This is a genomic window from Albidovulum inexpectatum, from assembly GCF_002927635.1.
GTDB classification, from domain to species: Bacteria; Pseudomonadota; Alphaproteobacteria; order Rhodobacterales; family Rhodobacteraceae; genus Albidovulum; species Albidovulum inexpectatum.
The window spans coordinates 1-17,022 of the sequence record NZ_PRDS01000013.1 but is presented as its reverse complement, the minus strand read 5'-3'; the positions used below and the strand labels follow the sequence as shown (position 1 = coordinate 17,022).

Below are 17,022 nucleotides of genomic sequence, written 5' to 3'. Positions count from 1 at the left end.
GGAAGACGACATGAACAGCCTGACCCGGCATGTAAACGCGATCCTGACGCGCATCGTTGACGATCCTTCGGCCAGGCAGCTGGTGGCACTGGCCGGTCCGCCGGGCACGGGGAAATCGACCGTGGCCGAGGCCCTGGCCCAGGCAATCCGCCAGCGGGGACAGAAGGTCACGATCGTGCCCATGGACGGATTTCATCTGGACAATCGCGTGCTGGAACCTCGGGGGCTGTTGCCGCGCAAGGGCGCGCCCGAGACCTTCGATGCCGGCGGGTTCCTTTCTCTGGTGCGGCGCATCCGCGCGGGCGAGGAAGTCATCGCCCCGGTCTTTGATCGTGCCCGCGACATTGCCATTGCGGGCGCCCAGGTCGTGCCCGCAGGGCCGGGCGTGATCCTGTTCGAGGGCAATTACCTGTTGTTCGACGAGTCTCCCTGGCGGGATCTGCGCCCGCTATGGGATCTGGCCATCTGGCTGGATACACCCATCGAGGAGCTGCGGCGCCGCCTGGTCGAGCGGTGGCTGACCCACGGGCTGGACGCCGAACAGGCCCGGATTCGCGCCGAGGGCAACGACCTGGCCAATGCGCGCCGCATCAACGCTGCGCGCCTGACCCCCGACATGGTGATCGGCGGCTGATGCTCAGACGATCGTGTGGCCAGCCTCGCGCAATCTGCGGGCAATGGCCGCGATATGCGCCGGTCCGGTCTCGCAGCAGCCGCCAACGATGGTGGCGCCCATCCCGATCCAGCGCATCGCGAAATCGGCATAAAGTTCCGGCGTCATTTCCGGGCGCGATTCCAGCGCATCCACGGTCGGCGCGTCCTTCAGGAAATCCTTCGTGATCTGGCGAAACCCGTTGGCATAGGCGCCATAGGCCGGCCCCAGCCGCGCGAGTTCGACCAACGCGGTCTCCATCGCTTCGGGTGCCGAACAATTGGCCAGGACCGCGCCTGGCCGGAATTCATCGACCAGCGGCGCCAGATCCGCGACGGGTTCGCCCGAACGCAGGCGCGCGCCGTCCTCGTCATCCACCGTGACCGACAGCCAGACCGGCCTCCCGGCATCGGCCGTCGCCGCCAGAACCGCCCGGGCATGGGCCAGCGAGGCCACCGTTTCGGCCAGGATCAGATCGACGCGCGGCGCCAGGATCCGCGCGATCTCGGAATACAGGGGAACGGCCGTTTCATGCGGCGGATGGATCTCGGGGCGGTAGGACGCGACAAGCGGCCCGATCGAGCCTGCGATCCGTCCCGACCCATGCGCGGCGCGGGCCGAATGGGCCTCTTCCAGCGCCTGGTCGAACAGGTCCAGAAAGAGGTCGTCCAACCCCGCGCGCTGCAGGCGGTCGTGATGCAGCGCATAGGTGTTGGTGGTCGCAACGCTTGCGCCCGCCCGGAAATAGTCCAGATGAACGGCGCGGACCAGCCCGGGATGATCCATCATCACCTGCGTGGACCATAGCGGCGTCGGCCTGTCCCCGGATCGGGCCACCAGCTCTTGTCCCAGCCCGCCATCAAGCAGTGTGATCCCTGCCATGTCCTACTCCGCAACCAGTTTCGCGGCCAGCGCGGCATAGACGAAGGATGCCGTGCGGTTCAGCCCACGGCCGCTGGCCACGACGCGGTGCCCGACCCATCCGGCCGCGACGCCATAGGCCATGGTCACGATCGTGCCGGTGAAGGTGAAGATTCCGCCCAGGAACAGGATCTGCTGCCAGATCGGCCCACGGGCCGGATCGGTGAATTGCGGCAGGAAGGCGAGAACGAACAGGACGGGCTTCGGGTTCAGCGCGTTGGAAAGAAAGCCCCGGCCAATGGCCTTCCACGGCGCGACGACGCCGCGGGACGAGCCATGCGCGGGTCCGGCGCGCCAGCTCTTGACCGCAAGCCAGGCCAGATAACCCGCGCCGATCCATTTGATGGCCGACAGGGCCTCGGGATGCGCCGCGATCACGGCCGAAAGCCCCAGGGCCGCGAGGCAGACATGCCACACGACCCCCAGTCCGACACCAAGGCCCGCCAGCGCGCCGGCGCGCGGCCCGCCCTGAACGCCGCAGGCCGAGGCAAAGAAAACGTCCTGCCCCGGCACCAGGTTGACGACCAGGCCGCCCGCGGTGAAGGCGACAAGCTGTTCGATCGGGAAGGAACGGACCAGATCCAGCATCATCTAGCCCCGGAGGCGACCAAAGACCGAACGCAGGATGCCATCCAGAGCGCGCGCGTCCTCGGCGTCGAAGGCATCGGGCTGGTTGCTGTCGATGTCGAATACGCCGATCAGCTCGCCCTTGCCGTTGCGCACGGGCAGCACGATCTCGGACCGCGTGGTGCTGGAGCAGGCAATATGGCCGGGGAAGGCATCGACATCGGGAACGATCTGGATCTCGCCGGTTCGCGCAGCCGCGCCGCAGACGCCACGCTCGAACGGGATCGACAGGCAGCCATGTCCGCCCTGATAGGGACCGATCTTCAGAAGGCCCGGCGCCACGACGCGATAGAACCCCGTCCAGTCAAAGCGGTCGTCGGAATGATGGACTTCGCAGGCGACGGTCGCCATCAATGCGATCGGGTCATCCTCGCCTTCGGTCAGCGATTCGATCACGGCGGCAAGGGTAGGGTAATCGACCTGCATCCGGTGCCCTTTCAGCTGGGTGACGCGATTTCCGGCACAACATGTTTGGAATGCCGGCCGCTGGCAAGGGGTCAAACCCGTTCGATCGCGATGGCCGTGCCTTCGCCGCCGCCGATGCAGATCGCGGCGATCCCGCGCCGCAGACCACGGCGCTCCAGCGCGTTCAGCAGCGTGACGATGATCCGCGCCCCCGAGGCGCCGATCGGATGGCCCAGCGCGCAGGCGCCGCCATGCACGTTCACGACGTCATGCGGAAGACCCATCTCGCGCATGAAGGCCATGGGCACGACGGCAAAGGCTTCGTTCACCTCCCACAGATCGACGTCCGAGACGGACCAGCCCAGCCGTTCCATCAGCTTGCGCGCGGCCGGAATCGGGGCCGTCGGGAAATCGGAGGGCGCATGGGCGTGGCTGGCATGGCCCAGGATGCGGGCGCGGACCTTCAGCCCCGCGCCTTCCGCCGCCCGGCGCGAGGCAAGCACCAGCGCCGCCGCGCCATCCGAGATCGACGAGGAATTGGCCGCCGTCACCGTGCCGTCCTTGCGGAAGGCAGGGCGCAGGGTCGGGATCTTTTCGGGCCGCGCGCTTTGGGGCTGTTCGTCCATGGTGACGGTCAGCTCTCCCTTTCGCGTGCTGACGGTCACGGGGACGATCTCGGTCTCGAAGGTTCCATCCTGCTGCGCCTTCAGCGCCCGGGTCAGGGATTCCAGAGCATAGGCGTCCTGATCCTCGCGCGTGAACTGGAAGGCCTCGGCGCAGTCCTCGGCGAAGGTGCCCATCAGGCGGCCCTTGTCATAGGCGTCCTCCAGCCCGTCCAGGAACATGTGGTCGATCGCCTGCGCATGTCCCAGCCTTGCACCCGATCGCATCTTGGGCAGCAGGTAGGGCGCGTTCGTCATGCTTTCCATCCCGCCCGCGACCATGATCCCCGTCTGCCCCAGGGCGATCTGGTCATGGGCGATCATCGCGGCCTTCATGCCCGAGCCGCACATCTTGTTGATCGTGGTTGCCGGCACGTCCTGGCCCAGACCCGCCTTGAAGCCGGCCTGCCGCGCGGGGGCCTGGCCCTGACCCGCAGGCAGGACACAGCCCATGATCAGCTCCTTCACCTGTTCCGCGCTTGCGCCGGCGTCCGCCAGCGCCGCCGCGATCGCCGCCCCGCCAAGCGAGGGCGCGTCAAGTGGCGCGAACACGCCCTGGAAACCGCCCATGGCCGTCCGGGCGGCGCCTGCGATGATGACCTCTTCCATGCCGTCTCCTCCCTGATCGATCCGTGGATACGGAATCGTAACGAATGGTCTCTAGCGTTGCCCTGATTGGAAGGGAACGCACATGGATCTGCAACAGGTCAATCTGGGGGATGTGCTGCTTGTCCGCGTCAATGAAGACCGGATCGACGCGGCGATCGCCATTCAGTTCAAGGAACGGATGCGCATGCTGACCGCCGGGCACCGGGGACGGGTGATACTGGATCTCGGCCGTGTCACCTTTATCGACAGTTCCGGCCTGGGCGCCATTGTTGCCGTCATGAAATTCCTGGGGCCGGAACGGCCGCTGGAACTTGCGGCATTGACCCCCAATGTCGCCCGCGTCTTTCGCCTGACGCGGATGGATGGGGTCTTTGTCATCCACGACAGGCCGCCCGAGACGCCCCGGGGGGCTGAAGATGCAGCCTGATCTGGCGGACCGACAGTCTGCACGTTGCGGTCGGAAAGCATGGAAGATCCGGCTGCGTTTCCGCGCAAGGCCGCTTGCGGTGCGAACGGTTCTGTCGCGCATCCGGCGCCAGGCACGAAACCGGCTTGGCCCCGATTGCGCCGCGCGGATGGAGCTTGCGTTGGCTGAAGTGCTGAACAATGTGGTCGAACATGGCTATTGCGGCAGGCAAACGGGGCCGATCGACCTGACCATCAAGCCTGTCACGGGTGGCATCCTGTGCCGAATCGTGGATGCCGGATGGCCGATGCCCGACCTGCGCGTGCCCGAAGGCCGCCTGCCCGATCTGGATGTCGCGTTTCAGGACTTGCCGGAAGGGGGCTGGGGCTGGGCCCTGGTCCGGGGCACGGTGTCCGGCCTGCGTTATCGGCGCAATCGCGGCCGGAACGTCGTCGTGTTCAGGATTCCGCTGACACCGGCCTGAGCCTGTCGTCGTTACGCCTGTCGGGCCGCCCCAAAGTTGCCCAAAAGAGTCCCAATGCAGGTCCGAAAGCAGCAGCAGGGTAAAGGCGTAGCTGCTGAAAGCTTCCCTCGGCGCCGCGCATCAACAGCCCCCACCCATTGTGCGGCGCCGGGGTCCTTTCTCTGAAATCGGGCGCATGGGCGCCGAAACGACTGTGCATCAATCTTGCACGGCCGATCGCCTGCCGTTCAGTTCAGCGGAAATTGCAGCGGATAGCGGCCATTCTCGAACTCGCCGAAAAGCTCGGGCAAATCGGGGTGATCGACAGGCTCGCCCGATGTGTCGGCGACCAGGTTCTGTTCCGAAACATAGGCGAGATAATAATCTTCCTCGTTCTCGGCCAGAAGATGGTAGAACGGTTGCTCGCGCGCCGGGCGCACCTCCTCGGGGATCGCGGCGTACCATTCCTCGGAATTGCTGAAGGTGGCATCAACATCGAAGATGACGCCGCGAAACGGAAACAGGCGGTGCCTGACCACCTGACCGATCGCGTATTTTGCCTGACTCTTCAACATCACAATGGCTCCCATCCTTGCAGGATAGCCCGAACCCGCGGTCGCGTCCACTTGCCGCGTGGGCGGAAACGGTTTGTGGCCTCAGGGCCGACAGTGCGGCAAATGCGGATTGTCATTTGCCTTGGCGCCGATGACCGCTAGAATGAAGAAAAAGCACAAGAGCAGCGAGGCAGGATGAGCAGACTTCTGCGCCTGGGATTACTTTTGCTTCTCGTCTCCTGCGGCGGGGGCGAGAATACGGCGCCGCGCAACCTCGACAATGCCTGTTCGATTCTCGAACAGCGTCCCCGGTATCACTCGGCCATGAAGCGGGCAGAGCGCAGATGGGGCGTTCCGATCCACGTCCAGATGGCGACGATCTACCAGGAATCGAAATTCATCGCCAATGCCAAGACCCCGCGCAAATACGCGCTGGGCATCATCCCGATGGGGCGTCAGAGCACGGCCTATGGCTATAGCCAGGCGCTTGACGGCACATGGGAGGATTACAAGCGCTCCACGCGAAACTATGGCGCGCGGCGCAACAAGATCACCGACGCCACCGACTTCATCGGCTGGTATATGGACCAGTCGGAAAAGAAGCTGGGTATCTCGAAATGGGACGCGGCCAGCCAGTATCTGGCCTATCACGAAGGCCATGGCGGCTATGCCCGCGGAAGCCACCACAAGAAGAGCTGGCTGATGCGGGTCGCGGCACAGGTCGGCCAGCGCGCCGAGATGTATCAGCGCCAGCTGATCGTCTGCGGCAAGCTGTAGCCCGGCGCCGGTTCAGTTGCGCCGGGTCTTCCGCTCGGCCTCGAACGTGATCGAGAACATCGAGGGCGGATAGCTGCCGCCGGTCTTCAGGTCATCCAGGATCACCGTCGTGCGTGCGCCGGTTTCATCCACCACCGTCCAGCCACGCAGGGCAATCGGATTGGCCGAGAAGACCAGTTCGATCTTGCCCAGTTCCGGGTGATCGGGGTCCTGGGCGACGACGACAGTCTGTCCGTCGCGTTCGCCGTGGCCGATGACCATGTGCGCCCGCGTCAGGTCCACCCGATTGGCCAGGATCAGGTTCAGGGGGGTTTTTGACAGCGGATATTGTTCGGGCGGCTGGTTCGATTTCGTATCGAAAATCGCGACTTGCCCGGCGGATGCCAGAACCAGGGTGCTTTCGGGCGGATCATATTCGAACCGCATCCGGCCCGGCCTGCGGATCACCAGCCGGCCCGACGAGGTCGAGCCATCGGGGTTGACCTGCCGAAAGCGCGTCTCGGCCGTGACAAGGTTGTTCAGATAGTCCGAGATCGCGCGCAGCGACAGCTTTTCTGCCGAAGCCGGCGAGAACCAAAGGGCAAGAATCAGCGGGGCCAGAATCAGGCGCAGGATCTGTGTCATGCTTTTCCATCTAGTCCCGGGCGCGCGGTTATTCCATAACGCCCATGGCCTGCATGGGGGACGGGGCGGCGATTTTCCGCCCGCAATGCTCCATCATTGCTGTTCGGGGACCAGGATCTCGCGCTTGCCGACATGGTTGGCGGCCGAGATCAGGCCCTGTTCCTCCATCTGCTCGACGAGGCGCGCGGCCTTGTTGTAGCCGATGCCCAGCTTGCGCTGGATATAGCTGGTCGAGACCTTGCGGTCGCGCAGGACGATCTGGACGGCCTGATCATACAGCGCATCTTCGCCGTCGGTATTGCCGCCAAGGCCCAGGACCGCGTCGATGTCGGCCTCCTTGTCCTCGTCGGGGCCTTCGACCACGCCAGACATGTATTTCGGCGGCCCGAAGCTCTTCAGATGGCGCACGACTTCCTCGACCTCTTCGTCAGAAACAAAGGGGCCGTGAACGCGCGTGATGCGGCTGCCGCCCGACATGTACAGCATGTCGCCCTGTCCCAGCAGCTGCTCGGCGCCCTGTTCGCCAAGAATCGTCCGACTGTCGATCTTCGACGTGACCTGAAAGCTGATCCGCGTCGGGAAATTCGCCTTGATGGTGCCGGTGATGACATCGACCGAGGGCCGCTGCGTGGCCATGATCAGATGGATGCCGCTGGCGCGCGCCATCTGGGCCAGACGCTGGATGCAGGCTTCGATCTCCTTGCCCGCGACCATCATCAGATCGGCCATTTCGTCCACGATGACGACGATATAGGGCAGGGTTTCGGGCGTGATTTCCTCGGTCTCGAAGACGGGTTCGCCGGTCTCCTCGTCAAAGCCGGTCTGGACCGTGCGCTTGAAGGTCTCGCCCTTGGCCAGGGCATCGCGCACGCGGCTGTTATAGCCCTCGATGTTGCGAACGCCCATCTTGGACATCTTGCGATAGCGGTCCTCCATCTCGCCCACGACCCATTTCAGCGCCACGACGGCCTTTTTCGGGTCGGTGACAACGGGCGACAGAAGGTGCGGAATGCCGTCATAGACCGACAGTTCCAGCATCTTGGGGTCGATCATGATCAGTCGGCATTCGTCGGGCGTCAGCTTGTACAAGAGCGACAGGATCATGGTGTTGATCGCCACCGACTTGCCCGAACCGGTGGTGCCCGCGATCAGAAGATGCGGCATCTTGGCCAGGTTCGCGACGACCGGATCGCCCGAGATGTCCTTGCCCAGCGCCAGCGGCAGCTTCATGTTGGAATCGCCATAGGCGCGCGAGGACAGGATCTCGCGCAGCACGACCTTCTCGCGGAAGGCATTGGGCAGTTCGATGCCGATCACCGTGCGACCGGGCACGGTCGAGACGCGGGCCGAAAGCGCCGACATGGACCGCGCGATGTCGTCCGACAGGCCGATGACGCGGCTGGCCTTCAGCCCCGGCGCGGGTTCCAGTTCGTACATGGTGACCACGGGGCCGGGCCGGACGCTGACGATTTCGCCCTTCACGCCGTAATCGTCCAGCACCGATTCCAGCATCCGCGCGTTTTCCTGCAACGCTTCCTCGGACAGCGGCCGGCGTTCGACCGAATCCGGGCTGGCAAGCAGCGACAGCGGCGGGAATTCGTAGCCATCCAGCGCCCCCTCTTCCAGGGCAAGACTGGGCTGGCGTTCGGCCATGGCCCGGCGCGACGGCTGCGCGGCCTTGGGCGCGGGATGTTCGACAACGGCCCGCACCTGCGGGGCGGGTTGATGCACGCGCGGCGTGGCGACGGGATCCTCGGCACGCATCGCGGGCGGTTCCTCAAGCTCGGTATGCGCCGCAACGTCGATCTCGGCGGCCCGGCGCGCGGTCAGCGGGGGTTCGGCATGGCCACCCTTCACCCGCAGGAAGCGGGGCTGGGCCGCGGCGGCCGAGGTCAGGGGCGGTTCGACGCGCACACGCGGCTCGCCCTCGGTCACCTGGACCGTGCGGGCGCGCACCACATCGGCGATGCGGGCGCGGATCCGTTCCTCCGACGGGGCTTCGGGCAGGTCGCGCCGCGGATCCTGATCGGGCTCGATCAATTCGGGTTCCAGCGCCGGGTCGGCGGACCGCAGGCGCGTCGTCAGGCCCGACAGGCGGGACAAAAGGCCGCCCTCGGCGCGCTCGGGCGCGGCCGTCATGGGTGTCGGGGCTGCCTTGGCGGCCTTTGCCGTGGCCGGCTTGGGCGCTTGCGTGGCTGACCTTTTGCCAATCCCGAACAGCGCCGATATCGCGCGCCCCAGAAGCCGCACGATCGCGTCATAGCCAAAGATCGTGCCGACCAGCAGGAACCGGCCGAAGGACCGCAATTCGGCCCGGTCGAAACCGGTCACGAACAGCGTCATCGCCACCATCAGCGCAGCAATCGTCACGGCCACGATCTTCAGCCCCAAGGCGGCCTGGACGGGCACGATGCTGAGCACCGCCGCCAGAACCGTGTCACCGAACAGCCCGCCCAGACCGAAGCTGTGCTGCCATTCCGGACCGGCCACATGGGTCGAGGCATAGACCGACATCAGCGCGACCGCGATCGGCGCAAAGATGGCGCGGGTCAGGGCGCGCTGTTCGCCCCTGTGCAGGACCAGCCGCAGCCCCCAGGCGGCGAGGATCAGCGCGATCCCCCAGGCGCCCTTGCCCGCGACGACCATCAGGGGCAGCGCGATCGCCGCGCCGAACCGGCCCATGACGTTCTGCACGGGTTCGTCGGTGGCCGCGAACCAGCCCGGATCGTCGGGCGAATAGGATGCCAGCATCAGGGCCACGCAGATCGCGGCGGCCAGCAGGATCAATCCGATCAGCTCCTTGCCGCGGCGTTCCAGCGCGGCCTGAATGTTCTGGTCCAGCAGCGGATCGCGCTGTCGTGCCTGATAGGATGCCATTCGCTTGTTCCTCAATCGTACAGACAGTCGCGCAGGCGTGTCAGCCCGCGTCTCAGTTCATCCTCGGGCGCCACCATCGCCACGCGCAGATAGTTTCGGCCCGGGTTCGTGCCCGCGACATCGCGCGCCAGATAGGCACCGGGCAGCACGCGCACGCCGGTTTCGCGCCACAGTTTCAGCGCCGCCTCTTCGCCATTCTCGACCGGCAGCCACAGGAAGAAGCCGCCCTCGGGCTGGCGGAAGCCCGGCACATTGCCCAGGATCTCTTGCGCCAGGCGATACTTGGCCTGGTAAAGCGCGCGGTTCGTCTCGACATGCGTCTGGTCCGACCAGGCGCGCTGCGACACGTGCTGCACCGGCAGGGGCAGGGGCGATCCGCCATAGGCGCGCAGCTGGCGAAACCGGGTGATGGCCTCGCGTCCGCCCGCCACAAAGCCCGAACGCAGCCCGGCAAGGTTCGATCGCTTCGACAGCGAGTTCATGACGACGACGCGCTCGGGATCCGCGCCCATCCGCTCGGCCACCTCCAGCGCGCCGGGCGGGGGCGTTTCGCGCCAGATCTCGGAGTAGCATTCATCCGACAAAAGGATGAAATCGTGCCGTTCTGCCAGTTCGATCAGCCGGGCGATGTAGTCGGCCGGGGCGACCGCGCCCTGCGGATTGGCCGGCGAACACAGATAGACCAGCCCCGCGCGGTTCAGGATCTCGTCCGGCAGGGATTCGAAATCGGGCAGGAAGCCGGTCGCTTCGGTCGCGGGCACGAAGACGGGCTCGGCACCGACCGCCAGCGCCGAGGCCGAATAGGGCTGGTAGAAGGGGTTCGGCATCAGGACCGTCGGGCGTTTGCCGTGCTTGGTTTCGGGGCAAAGCGCAAGGCACGCGTCGAACAGTCCCTCGCGTGTGCCGTTCAGTGCCATGATCCGGTCGGGTCCGACCCGTGCGCCGTGGCGCCGCGCGATCCAGCCGGATATCGCGTCCAGCAGGCCGGGCGTGCCTTCGTTGACCGGGTATTTCCCGAATTCGTCCAGATGGGCCTGCAGGATGGGACCCACGAAATCCGGCACGGGATGGCGCGGCTCACCGATGGTCATGACGATCGGCTCGCCCCCCGGTTCGTGGGAGTCGAGCAGCTTCCGCAGGCGCGGAAACGCGTATTCTGGCAGGTTCGAGAACCGCTCGGGTAATGCCATGTCTGCCTCAAGGATCGGGGTCTCGTCGCCCCTTTTGGCGACAAGATTAGCCGGATGGGTCCGTGCGGTCCAGCCAAACGGACGCGCGGGCCCGGGCGTGGGTGGCAATGTGGCTTTTCGGTTGCCGGACCGTTCAGGCCAGCGCCTCTTCCGCGGCGCGCCCAAGGCGCAGCAGCCGCTCTTCGGCCCCCGGGGGGGCCATCAGCGTGATTCCCGTCGCCGGCAGGCCCGTGGGCAGCGTCAGCGCGCAGCCGCCCATCAGGTTGCCGATGCGGGTATTGCGCAGCGCCAGCAGGTTTTCTGCCACGAACAGGGCCTGATCGGACAGCAGCGCGTCGATCCGGGCCGGCATGATCGGGGACGTCGGCAGCAGGACCGCGTCGAACCGCGCGATCCGTTCGGCAAAGGCCGCGCGCAGCACTTCAAGCCGCTGCCATGCGGCGACATAATCCGCGCCCGAATGGACCGCGCCCGAGCGGAACCGCTCGCGCACGGGGGCGAACATCCTGTCGGCCGGGTGCGACTCGATCAGTTCCTTCCACGTGCCCCAGGCCTCTGTGGTGAAGATGATGCCGGCAAGCTCCATCGCCTCGGCCACTTCGGGGGCGGCAAGACGCTCGATGACGGCGCCCGCATCGCGCAGCCGCTCGACGGCGTGGTCGAAGCCTGCCTCGGGTTCGGGGCGCAGGTCGTCCAGCGCGACGGTTTCAAGGATCATCAGCCGGACGTCCTGCAATGACGCGCCGCGCAGATCGGCCGGGCGGCCGCCTTCCAGCGCCGCCAGCAGCAGGGCGGCATCCTCGACGCTGCGGCACAGTGGCCCAACCGTGTCGAAGCGCGGCGCAAGCGGCACGACACCGCGCAGGCTGAGCCGTCCGGCCGTGGTCTTCAGGCCGACCAGGTCGTTCCAGGCGGCCGGAACACGCACCGACCCGCCCGTATCCGAACCGATGGCCGCCGCGGCCAGCCCGAAAGCGACCGAGGCCGCCGCCCCAGACGACGACCCCCCGGGGGCCAGGTCGTGGTCATGGACATTGGGCGGCGTGGCCGTCATCGGGTTCAGGCCCAGCCCGGAAAAGGCCAGCTCGGTCATGTGGGTCTTGCCAAGGCAGATCAGCCCCGCCGCGGTGGCATTGGCCAGAACTTCGGCATCATGGGCGGGCACGCGGCCGGACAACAGGCGCGACCCTGCCTCGGTCGCCACGCCCGCCGTGTCGAACAGGTCCTTCCACGAAATCGGCACACCGTCCAGCGGCGACAGCCGCTGTCCGTCCCTGGCGCGTCTGGCGGCGGCCTCGGCCTCGGCCATCGCGCGCGATTCGGTCACCCGGGCATAGATCCGGTCGGCAAAGGGGTGCGAGCGGATAGCGTCCAGGAAATCCGCCGTCAGCTCCGTCGGGTCGATCTCTCGATTGCCGATCGCACGGCCCAGCTCTGCCGCGCCCATCCCGCGCCATTCGGTCATGTCAGCCCCCCATGAGGTTTTCCGGACGGTAGCGTCGCGATGGCGCATGGACAATCCCGCCCGGGCGCGGATAGTGAAGGGCATGACGCAGCAAAGCGATGTCCTGATCGTCGGCGGCGGCCTGAACGGCCCCGCGCTTGGCCTGGCCCTGGCGCGGGCGGGGCTGAGCGTGACCGTGGTCGATGCCCATCCGCCGCGCGCGCGGGCAGAGATCGACTTCGATGGCCGGGCCTATGCGCTGGCCATCGCCTCGCGCAACCTGCTGAAATCGATCGGCGTGTGGGACTTCCTGCCACAGCGCCCCCAACCGATCGAGCAGATCAAGACGACCGATGGCCGGCCCGGCGAAGGCCCGGCGCCCTTCTTCCTGCATTTCGACTCTGCCGAGATCGAGGAAGGCCCGATGGGCTACATGGTCGAGGACCGCCACCTGTATGCAGCCTTTCTGCAGGCGATGCGCGAATGTCCGAACCTGACGCTGGTTTCGGGCGCCGAAGTTGTCGGGCAGGCAACCGATGGGACGGGGGTGATGGTCACCCTGTCCGATGGCCGCAACCTGAAAGGGCGCGTGCTTGCCGGTTGCGACGGGCGCCGTTCGGGCACGGCGCGGCGCGCCGGGATCGGGCGCACGGGCTGGTCCTATGGTCAGACGGCGATTGTCTGCGCGCTGGCCCACGAGCATCCCCATCACGGCATCGCCTATCAGCATTTCCTGCCCTCGGGCCCGTTGGCGATCCTGCCCCTGACGGGTAATCGCAGCGCCATCGTCTGGAGCGAGCGTGAAGCGGCCGCCCGCGCGGCCATGGCGCTGAGCGATACCGATTTCCTGGCGGTCCTTCGGCCGCGCTTTGGCGACTTTCTCGGCGCGCTCTCGCTGGTCGGGCGGCGCTTCTGCTATCCGCTGGATCTGACGCTGGCCAATTCCTATGTCGCGCCGCGCGTGGCGCTGGTGGGGGACGCCGCGCATGGCGTGCATCCGATCGCGGGCCAGGGTCTGAACCTGGGCTTCCGCGACGTTGCCGCGCTGGCCGAGGTGCTGGTCGGCGCGCACAGGCGGGGCGAGGATATCGGCGCGCTGGACGTGCTGGAACGCTATCAGGCATGGCGCCGGCCCGATTCCACCGCGCTGGCGCTGGGCATGGATGTCGTGAACCGGCTGTTCTCGAACGACAGCATGATCCTGCGCGTGGCGCGCGATCTGGGCATGGGCGCGGTCAATGCGCTGCCGGGGCTCAAGCGGACATTCATGCGCAACGCCGCCGGTCTTTCCGGCCGCCCGGCCCGGTTGCTGCGCGGCCTGCCGCTATAGATCCGCAACAGGAGGACGCCATGCGTGTCTCGCCGATCCTTGATCGTCTGGCCGATCTGGGCAGCGCGAAATGGGCGCTGAACGCCGCCGCGCGCGAGCGCATCGCGCGGGGCGAGGATGTCATCCCGCTGACCATCGGCAATCCCGACATTCCCACGCCGCCCGTCATGATCGAGGCCGCGGCGCGGGCCATGCGGGCAGGGCGGACCCACTATTCCGGTGGCCAGGGCGAGCCCGCGCTGCGTGCTGCGCTTGCGCGGCGCTATTCCCGCCGGGACGGCGACGCGGTCGACCCCTCGCAGGTGATCTGTCTGCCGGGAACGCAGACGGCGCTGTTCACCGCGTTCATGGGTATCGGCGAAGAAGGGGCCGAGATCCTTGTCGGCGATCCCATGTATGCCACCTATGAAGGCGTCATTCGTGCCAGCGGCGCCCGCCCGGTTCCGGTGCCCCTGCGGCCCGAGCGGGGCTTTTGCCTGGATGCGGCGGATCTTGCCGCGCGCATCACGCCCGCCACCCGCGCGATCCTGCTGAACTCGCCGCACAACCCGACCGGCGCCGTGCTTACGGCACGCGATCTGGACGCGATCGGCGCGCTGGCATCGGCGCATGATCTGTGGATCGTGTCGGACGAGGTCTATGAAGAGCTGGTCTTCGATGGCGTCGAATTCGTCTCGCCCCGCGCGCGCCCCGGCCTGGCCGGGCGAACGATCGTCGTCTCCTCGATCTCGAAGTCCCATGCGGCGCCGGGATTCCGTTCGGGCTGGCTGGTCGGGCCGCGCGACTTCTGCGCGCGCCTGCTGCCCCTGGCCGAGATGATGCTGTTCGGCAATCAGCCCTTCATCGCCGACATGACGGCCGAAGTGATCGAGTCGCCATCGCCGGTCGCGCCGGGGATGCGTGCCCGCTTTGCCGCGCGCGCCGCGCGTCTGGCCGAACGGCTGGCGGCATCGACCGCGCTACGGGTCCACGCGCCCCAGGCGGGAATGTTCGCGCTGATCGACGTGCGGGCCACGGGCATGGATGATCGCACATATGCCTTCGACCTGCTCGATCACGGCGTGGCGGTCATGCCGGGGTCAAGCTTTGGCGAGACGCTGGGCGGATGGGTCCGCGTCGCTCTGACGGTGCCGGACGACCGGTTCGACACCGCCATGGACCGCATCATCGCCCATGCGCGCCTGCGCGGGGCTGCTGCGGCCTGAGCGTTCTCAGCCCGCGTTCGGCCCCGGGGCGTCGCCCGCGTCCTCTGCGGCAAAGATGTGCGTCATCGCCTCCTCGGCGGTCTCGACATAGGTGAACAGGTCCAGATCCTCGGGCGAGATCGTGCCCGCATCGACCAGCGCCTGCCAGTTGATCACCTTGTCCCAGAAGTCGCGCCCGAACAGAAGGAAGGGCACGCGGCGCATCCGGCCGGTCTGGATCAGGGTCAACGACTCGAACAGTTCGTCCAGCGTGCCGAATCCGCCGGGGAAGATGCAGATGGCGCGGGCGCGCATCAGGAAATGCATCTTGCGGACCGCGAAATAGTGGAAATTGAAGCACAGGTCGGGCGTGATATAGGCATTCGGCGCCTGTTCGTGCGGCAGGACGATGTTCAGGCCGATCGAATGGCCGCCCACATCGGCCGCGCCGCGATTGCCCGCCTCCATGATGCCCGGACCGCCGCCGGTCATGACGACATGTTCGCGGCCATAGGTCTCGAGGCTCTTTTCCGTGACAAGACGCGCCAGCTTGCGCGCCTCGTCGTACCAGTGCGACAGCGCCGCGGCGCCACGCGCGGCTTCGGTCCTCGCACCCGCGCCGGTCTCGATGACGGGCTCCTTGTGCCTCTGGGCCGTGCCCGAGGGGTCGGGGATGCGCGCGCTGCCCATCACGACGATGGTGCTTTCGATGCCGCGTTCATCCATGATCATCTGCGGCTTGAGCAGCTCGAGCTGCAGCCGCACCGGACGCAGCTCCTCGCGGCACAGGAAATCGGGGTCGGTAAAGGCCAGCCGATAGGCGGGTGCCCGCGTCTGCGGCGTGTCGGGAATGCGCGAAGTCGCCGCCACGTCCTGGCGGCTGTGGCGAAGCGGATGGCTGCGGCCGTCGTCGTTCATGATGTCCTCGTCCTTGGTTCGGGCTACAGACCTATCCGGTTTGCTCCGCCTTTGCCAGAAGTCCGGTCCGGCGCGGCCCGGGCCGCATTGCGCCGATGCGCCGCTCGGCCTATACCCCGCAGGACAGGTCCGCAACGAAGGGAGTCCACCGATGTCCAACGCCCAGCTCGAAGCCGCGATCGAAGCCGCCTGGGAGTCCCGGGACACGATCACGCCCAGAACGCGCGGCGAGGTCCGCGACGCGATCGAATCGACGCTGAACGCGCTGGATTCGGGTCGGCTGCGTGTTGCCGAGCGGCGCGAGGACGGCAGCTGGCATGTGAACCAGTGGGCCAAGAAGGCGGTCCTTCTGGGGTTCCGCCTGAAGGACATGGAGGTCCAGACCGGCGGCCCGCAGGGCGGGACCTGGTGGGACAAGGTGGACAGCAAGTTCGCCCATTGGGGCGAGGCACAGTGGAAGGCCGCGGGCTTCCGCGCCGTGCCGAACTGCGTGGTGCGCCATTCGGCCTATGTCGCGCCGGGCGTGGTGCTGATGCCGTGCTTCGTCAATCTGGGCGCCTATGTCGATGAAGGCACGATGGTCGATACCTGGGCCACGGTCGGGTCCTGTGCGCAGATCGGCAAGAACGTGCATCTTTCCGGCGGCGTCGGTATCGGCGGCGTGCTGGAACCCATGCAGGCCAATCCCACGATCATAGAGGACAATTGCTTCATCGGCGCGCGTTCGGAGATCGTCGAGGGCGTCATCGTGCGCGAAGGCTCGGTCATCGGGATGGGCGTCTTCATCGGGCAGTCCACGAAGATCGTCGATCGCGAAACCGGCGAGGTCATGTACGGAGAGGTCCCGCCCTATTCGGTGGTCGTGGCCGGGTCGATGCCGTCGAAGAACGGCGTGAATCTCTACTGCGCGGTGATCGTCAAGCGTGTGGACGAAAGGACCCGCGCGAAAACCGGGATCAACGAGCTGCTGCGCGATTGATTGCAGACATTGTTCAAAGCACCAAAGGTCGCGGCTCTGGTCCGCGGCCTTTTCCTTGGCAGGGTCGGACCTATTCTGCCTTGTAGTCGGCGAGCTCCTCGGGCGCGTGCAGCAAAGTGCCTTGGTATTTTGGCAAGTCATCGCACAGATCCAGCCAGGGCAGCTTGCCTTGATAGTTGACGTGAAAGGTTGGCGCAAAGTCCGAAGGGTCTTCCAGCGAGGCCGCGTACAGGTGCATCGTTAAGTTGACGGGCGTTGGCGTGCAGTCTGACGAGATTGCATGATCAGCAACACTGAAGCTCCGCCGCTCGAAGGGTACCGCTTCCCGCGCTCAATCATCGCTTATGCAGTCTGGGCGTATCACGGGTTTGCCTTCAGCTTGCGCGATGTCGAGGGCCTG

At 66.6% G+C, this 17,022-nt stretch carries 18 protein-coding genes and 1 pseudogene; 8 read left to right on the top strand and 11 right to left on the bottom strand.

Features of this window, described 5'->3' with window-relative positions; translation table 11 throughout:
- Positions 1 to 10 precede the first annotated feature (10 nt).
- Positions 11 to 634, top strand: a complete 624-nt coding sequence (locus LV82_RS14095) for a nucleoside triphosphate hydrolase (RefSeq protein WP_104072762.1) — start codon at positions 11 to 13, stop codon at positions 632 to 634.
- Positions 635 to 637: 3 nt separating this feature from the next.
- On the opposite strand, the gene LV82_RS14090 is transcribed toward LV82_RS14095, so the two are convergent.
- From LV82_RS14090 to LV82_RS14075, 4 genes are all read right to left on the bottom strand, one after another.
- Positions 638 to 1,534, bottom strand: coding sequence for a homocysteine S-methyltransferase family protein (locus LV82_RS14090; RefSeq protein ID WP_104072760.1), 897 nt, complete (start codon positions 1,532 to 1,534; stop codon positions 638 to 640).
- A gap of 3 nt (positions 1,535 to 1,537) precedes the next feature.
- Complete coding sequence (locus LV82_RS14085; protein ID WP_245873176.1) at positions 1,538 to 2,161, bottom strand: LysE family translocator; 624 nt, start codon at positions 2,159 to 2,161, stop codon at positions 1,538 to 1,540.
- A 3-nt stretch (positions 2,162 to 2,164) separates the two neighbouring features.
- Positions 2,165 to 2,626 (bottom strand): GAF domain-containing protein, encoded by a 462-nt coding sequence (locus LV82_RS14080; RefSeq protein ID WP_104072757.1) that lies wholly within the window; start codon positions 2,624 to 2,626, stop codon positions 2,165 to 2,167.
- A gap of 71 nt (positions 2,627 to 2,697) precedes the next feature.
- Entirely contained in the window at positions 2,698 to 3,876 is a 1,179-nt protein-coding gene (locus tag LV82_RS14075) for a thiolase family protein (RefSeq protein WP_104072755.1), read from the bottom strand.
- 82 nt (positions 3,877 to 3,958) lie between these two features.
- Here LV82_RS14075 and LV82_RS14070 point away from each other — a divergent pair, with 82 nt between their 5' ends.
- Both LV82_RS14070 and LV82_RS14065 read left to right on the top strand, forming a co-directional pair.
- Positions 3,959 to 4,303, top strand: coding sequence for an STAS domain-containing protein (locus tag LV82_RS14070; protein ID WP_104072753.1), 345 nt, complete (start codon positions 3,959 to 3,961; stop codon positions 4,301 to 4,303).
- Positions 4,293 to 4,766, top strand: coding sequence for an ATP-binding protein (locus LV82_RS14065; protein ID WP_170063459.1), 474 nt, complete (start codon positions 4,293 to 4,295; stop codon positions 4,764 to 4,766). Before LV82_RS14070 ends, LV82_RS14065 begins: the two co-directional genes overlap by 11 nt.
- Before the next feature lie 227 nt (positions 4,767 to 4,993).
- Here the strand turns inward: LV82_RS14065 and hspQ are convergent, their stop codons facing one another.
- Complete coding sequence (hspQ, locus tag LV82_RS14060) at positions 4,994 to 5,320, bottom strand: heat shock protein HspQ (protein ID WP_104072749.1); 327 nt, start codon at positions 5,318 to 5,320, stop codon at positions 4,994 to 4,996.
- A 174-nt stretch (positions 5,321 to 5,494) separates the two neighbouring features.
- Between hspQ and LV82_RS14055 the strand changes: the two genes are divergently transcribed.
- Positions 5,495 to 6,076, top strand: coding sequence for a transglycosylase SLT domain-containing protein (locus LV82_RS14055; RefSeq protein WP_104072747.1), 582 nt, complete (start codon positions 5,495 to 5,497; stop codon positions 6,074 to 6,076).
- 12 nt (positions 6,077 to 6,088) lie between these two features.
- Here LV82_RS14055 and LV82_RS14050 read toward each other — a convergent pair whose 3' ends face one another.
- From LV82_RS14050 to LV82_RS14035, 4 genes are all read right to left on the bottom strand, one after another.
- Positions 6,089 to 6,700 carry a LolA family protein gene (locus tag LV82_RS14050; RefSeq protein WP_104072746.1) on the bottom strand — a complete coding sequence of 204 codons (612 nt, stop codon included), beginning with the start codon at positions 6,698 to 6,700 and terminating at the stop codon, positions 6,089 to 6,091.
- Between the two features lie 93 nt (positions 6,701 to 6,793).
- Positions 6,794 to 9,577, bottom strand: coding sequence for a DNA translocase FtsK (locus LV82_RS14045; RefSeq protein ID WP_104072745.1), 2,784 nt, complete (start codon positions 9,575 to 9,577; stop codon positions 6,794 to 6,796).
- 11 nt (positions 9,578 to 9,588) lie between these two features.
- Entirely contained in the window at positions 9,589 to 10,767 is a 1,179-nt protein-coding gene (locus tag LV82_RS14040; protein WP_104072743.1) for an aminotransferase class I/II-fold pyridoxal phosphate-dependent enzyme, read from the bottom strand.
- Positions 10,768 to 10,900: 133 nt separating this feature from the next.
- Positions 10,901 to 12,232, bottom strand: a complete 1,332-nt coding sequence (locus LV82_RS14035) for an amidase (RefSeq protein WP_104072741.1) — start codon at positions 12,230 to 12,232, stop codon at positions 10,901 to 10,903.
- Positions 12,233 to 12,314: 82 nt separating this feature from the next.
- Here LV82_RS14035 and LV82_RS14030 point away from each other — a divergent pair, with 82 nt between their 5' ends.
- Together LV82_RS14030 and LV82_RS14025 are read left to right on the top strand one after the other, a co-directional pair.
- Positions 12,315 to 13,541: a UbiH/UbiF/VisC/COQ6 family ubiquinone biosynthesis hydroxylase gene (locus tag LV82_RS14030; protein WP_104072790.1), complete on the top strand. Its 1,227-nt coding sequence runs from the start codon at positions 12,315 to 12,317 to the stop codon at positions 13,539 to 13,541.
- 20 nt (positions 13,542 to 13,561) lie between these two features.
- On the top strand, positions 13,562 to 14,746 hold the full coding sequence (locus LV82_RS14025; RefSeq protein ID WP_104072739.1) for a pyridoxal phosphate-dependent aminotransferase: 1,185 nt from the start codon (positions 13,562 to 13,564) through the stop codon (positions 14,744 to 14,746).
- Between the two features lie 6 nt (positions 14,747 to 14,752).
- On the opposite strand, the gene LV82_RS14020 is transcribed toward LV82_RS14025, so the two are convergent.
- Positions 14,753 to 15,643, bottom strand: a complete 891-nt coding sequence (locus LV82_RS14020) for an LOG family protein (RefSeq protein WP_104072737.1) — start codon at positions 15,641 to 15,643, stop codon at positions 14,753 to 14,755.
- Between the two features lie 151 nt (positions 15,644 to 15,794).
- On the opposite strand from LV82_RS14020, the gene dapD reads away from it, so the two are divergent.
- Positions 15,795 to 16,622 (top strand): 2,3,4,5-tetrahydropyridine-2,6-dicarboxylate N-succinyltransferase, encoded by an 828-nt coding sequence (gene dapD / locus LV82_RS14015; RefSeq protein ID WP_104072735.1) that lies wholly within the window; start codon positions 15,795 to 15,797, stop codon positions 16,620 to 16,622.
- A 70-nt stretch (positions 16,623 to 16,692) separates the two neighbouring features.
- Here dapD and LV82_RS15010 read toward each other — a convergent pair whose 3' ends face one another.
- Positions 16,693 to 16,860, bottom strand: a complete 168-nt coding sequence (locus LV82_RS15010; RefSeq protein WP_170063458.1) for a hypothetical protein — start codon at positions 16,858 to 16,860, stop codon at positions 16,693 to 16,695.
- Positions 16,861 to 16,902: 42 nt separating this feature from the next.
- On the opposite strand from LV82_RS15010, the pseudogene LV82_RS15190 reads away from it, so the two are divergent.
- Positions 16,903 to 17,022, top strand: a pseudogene (locus LV82_RS15190) (IS6 family transposase); the annotation flags it as partial.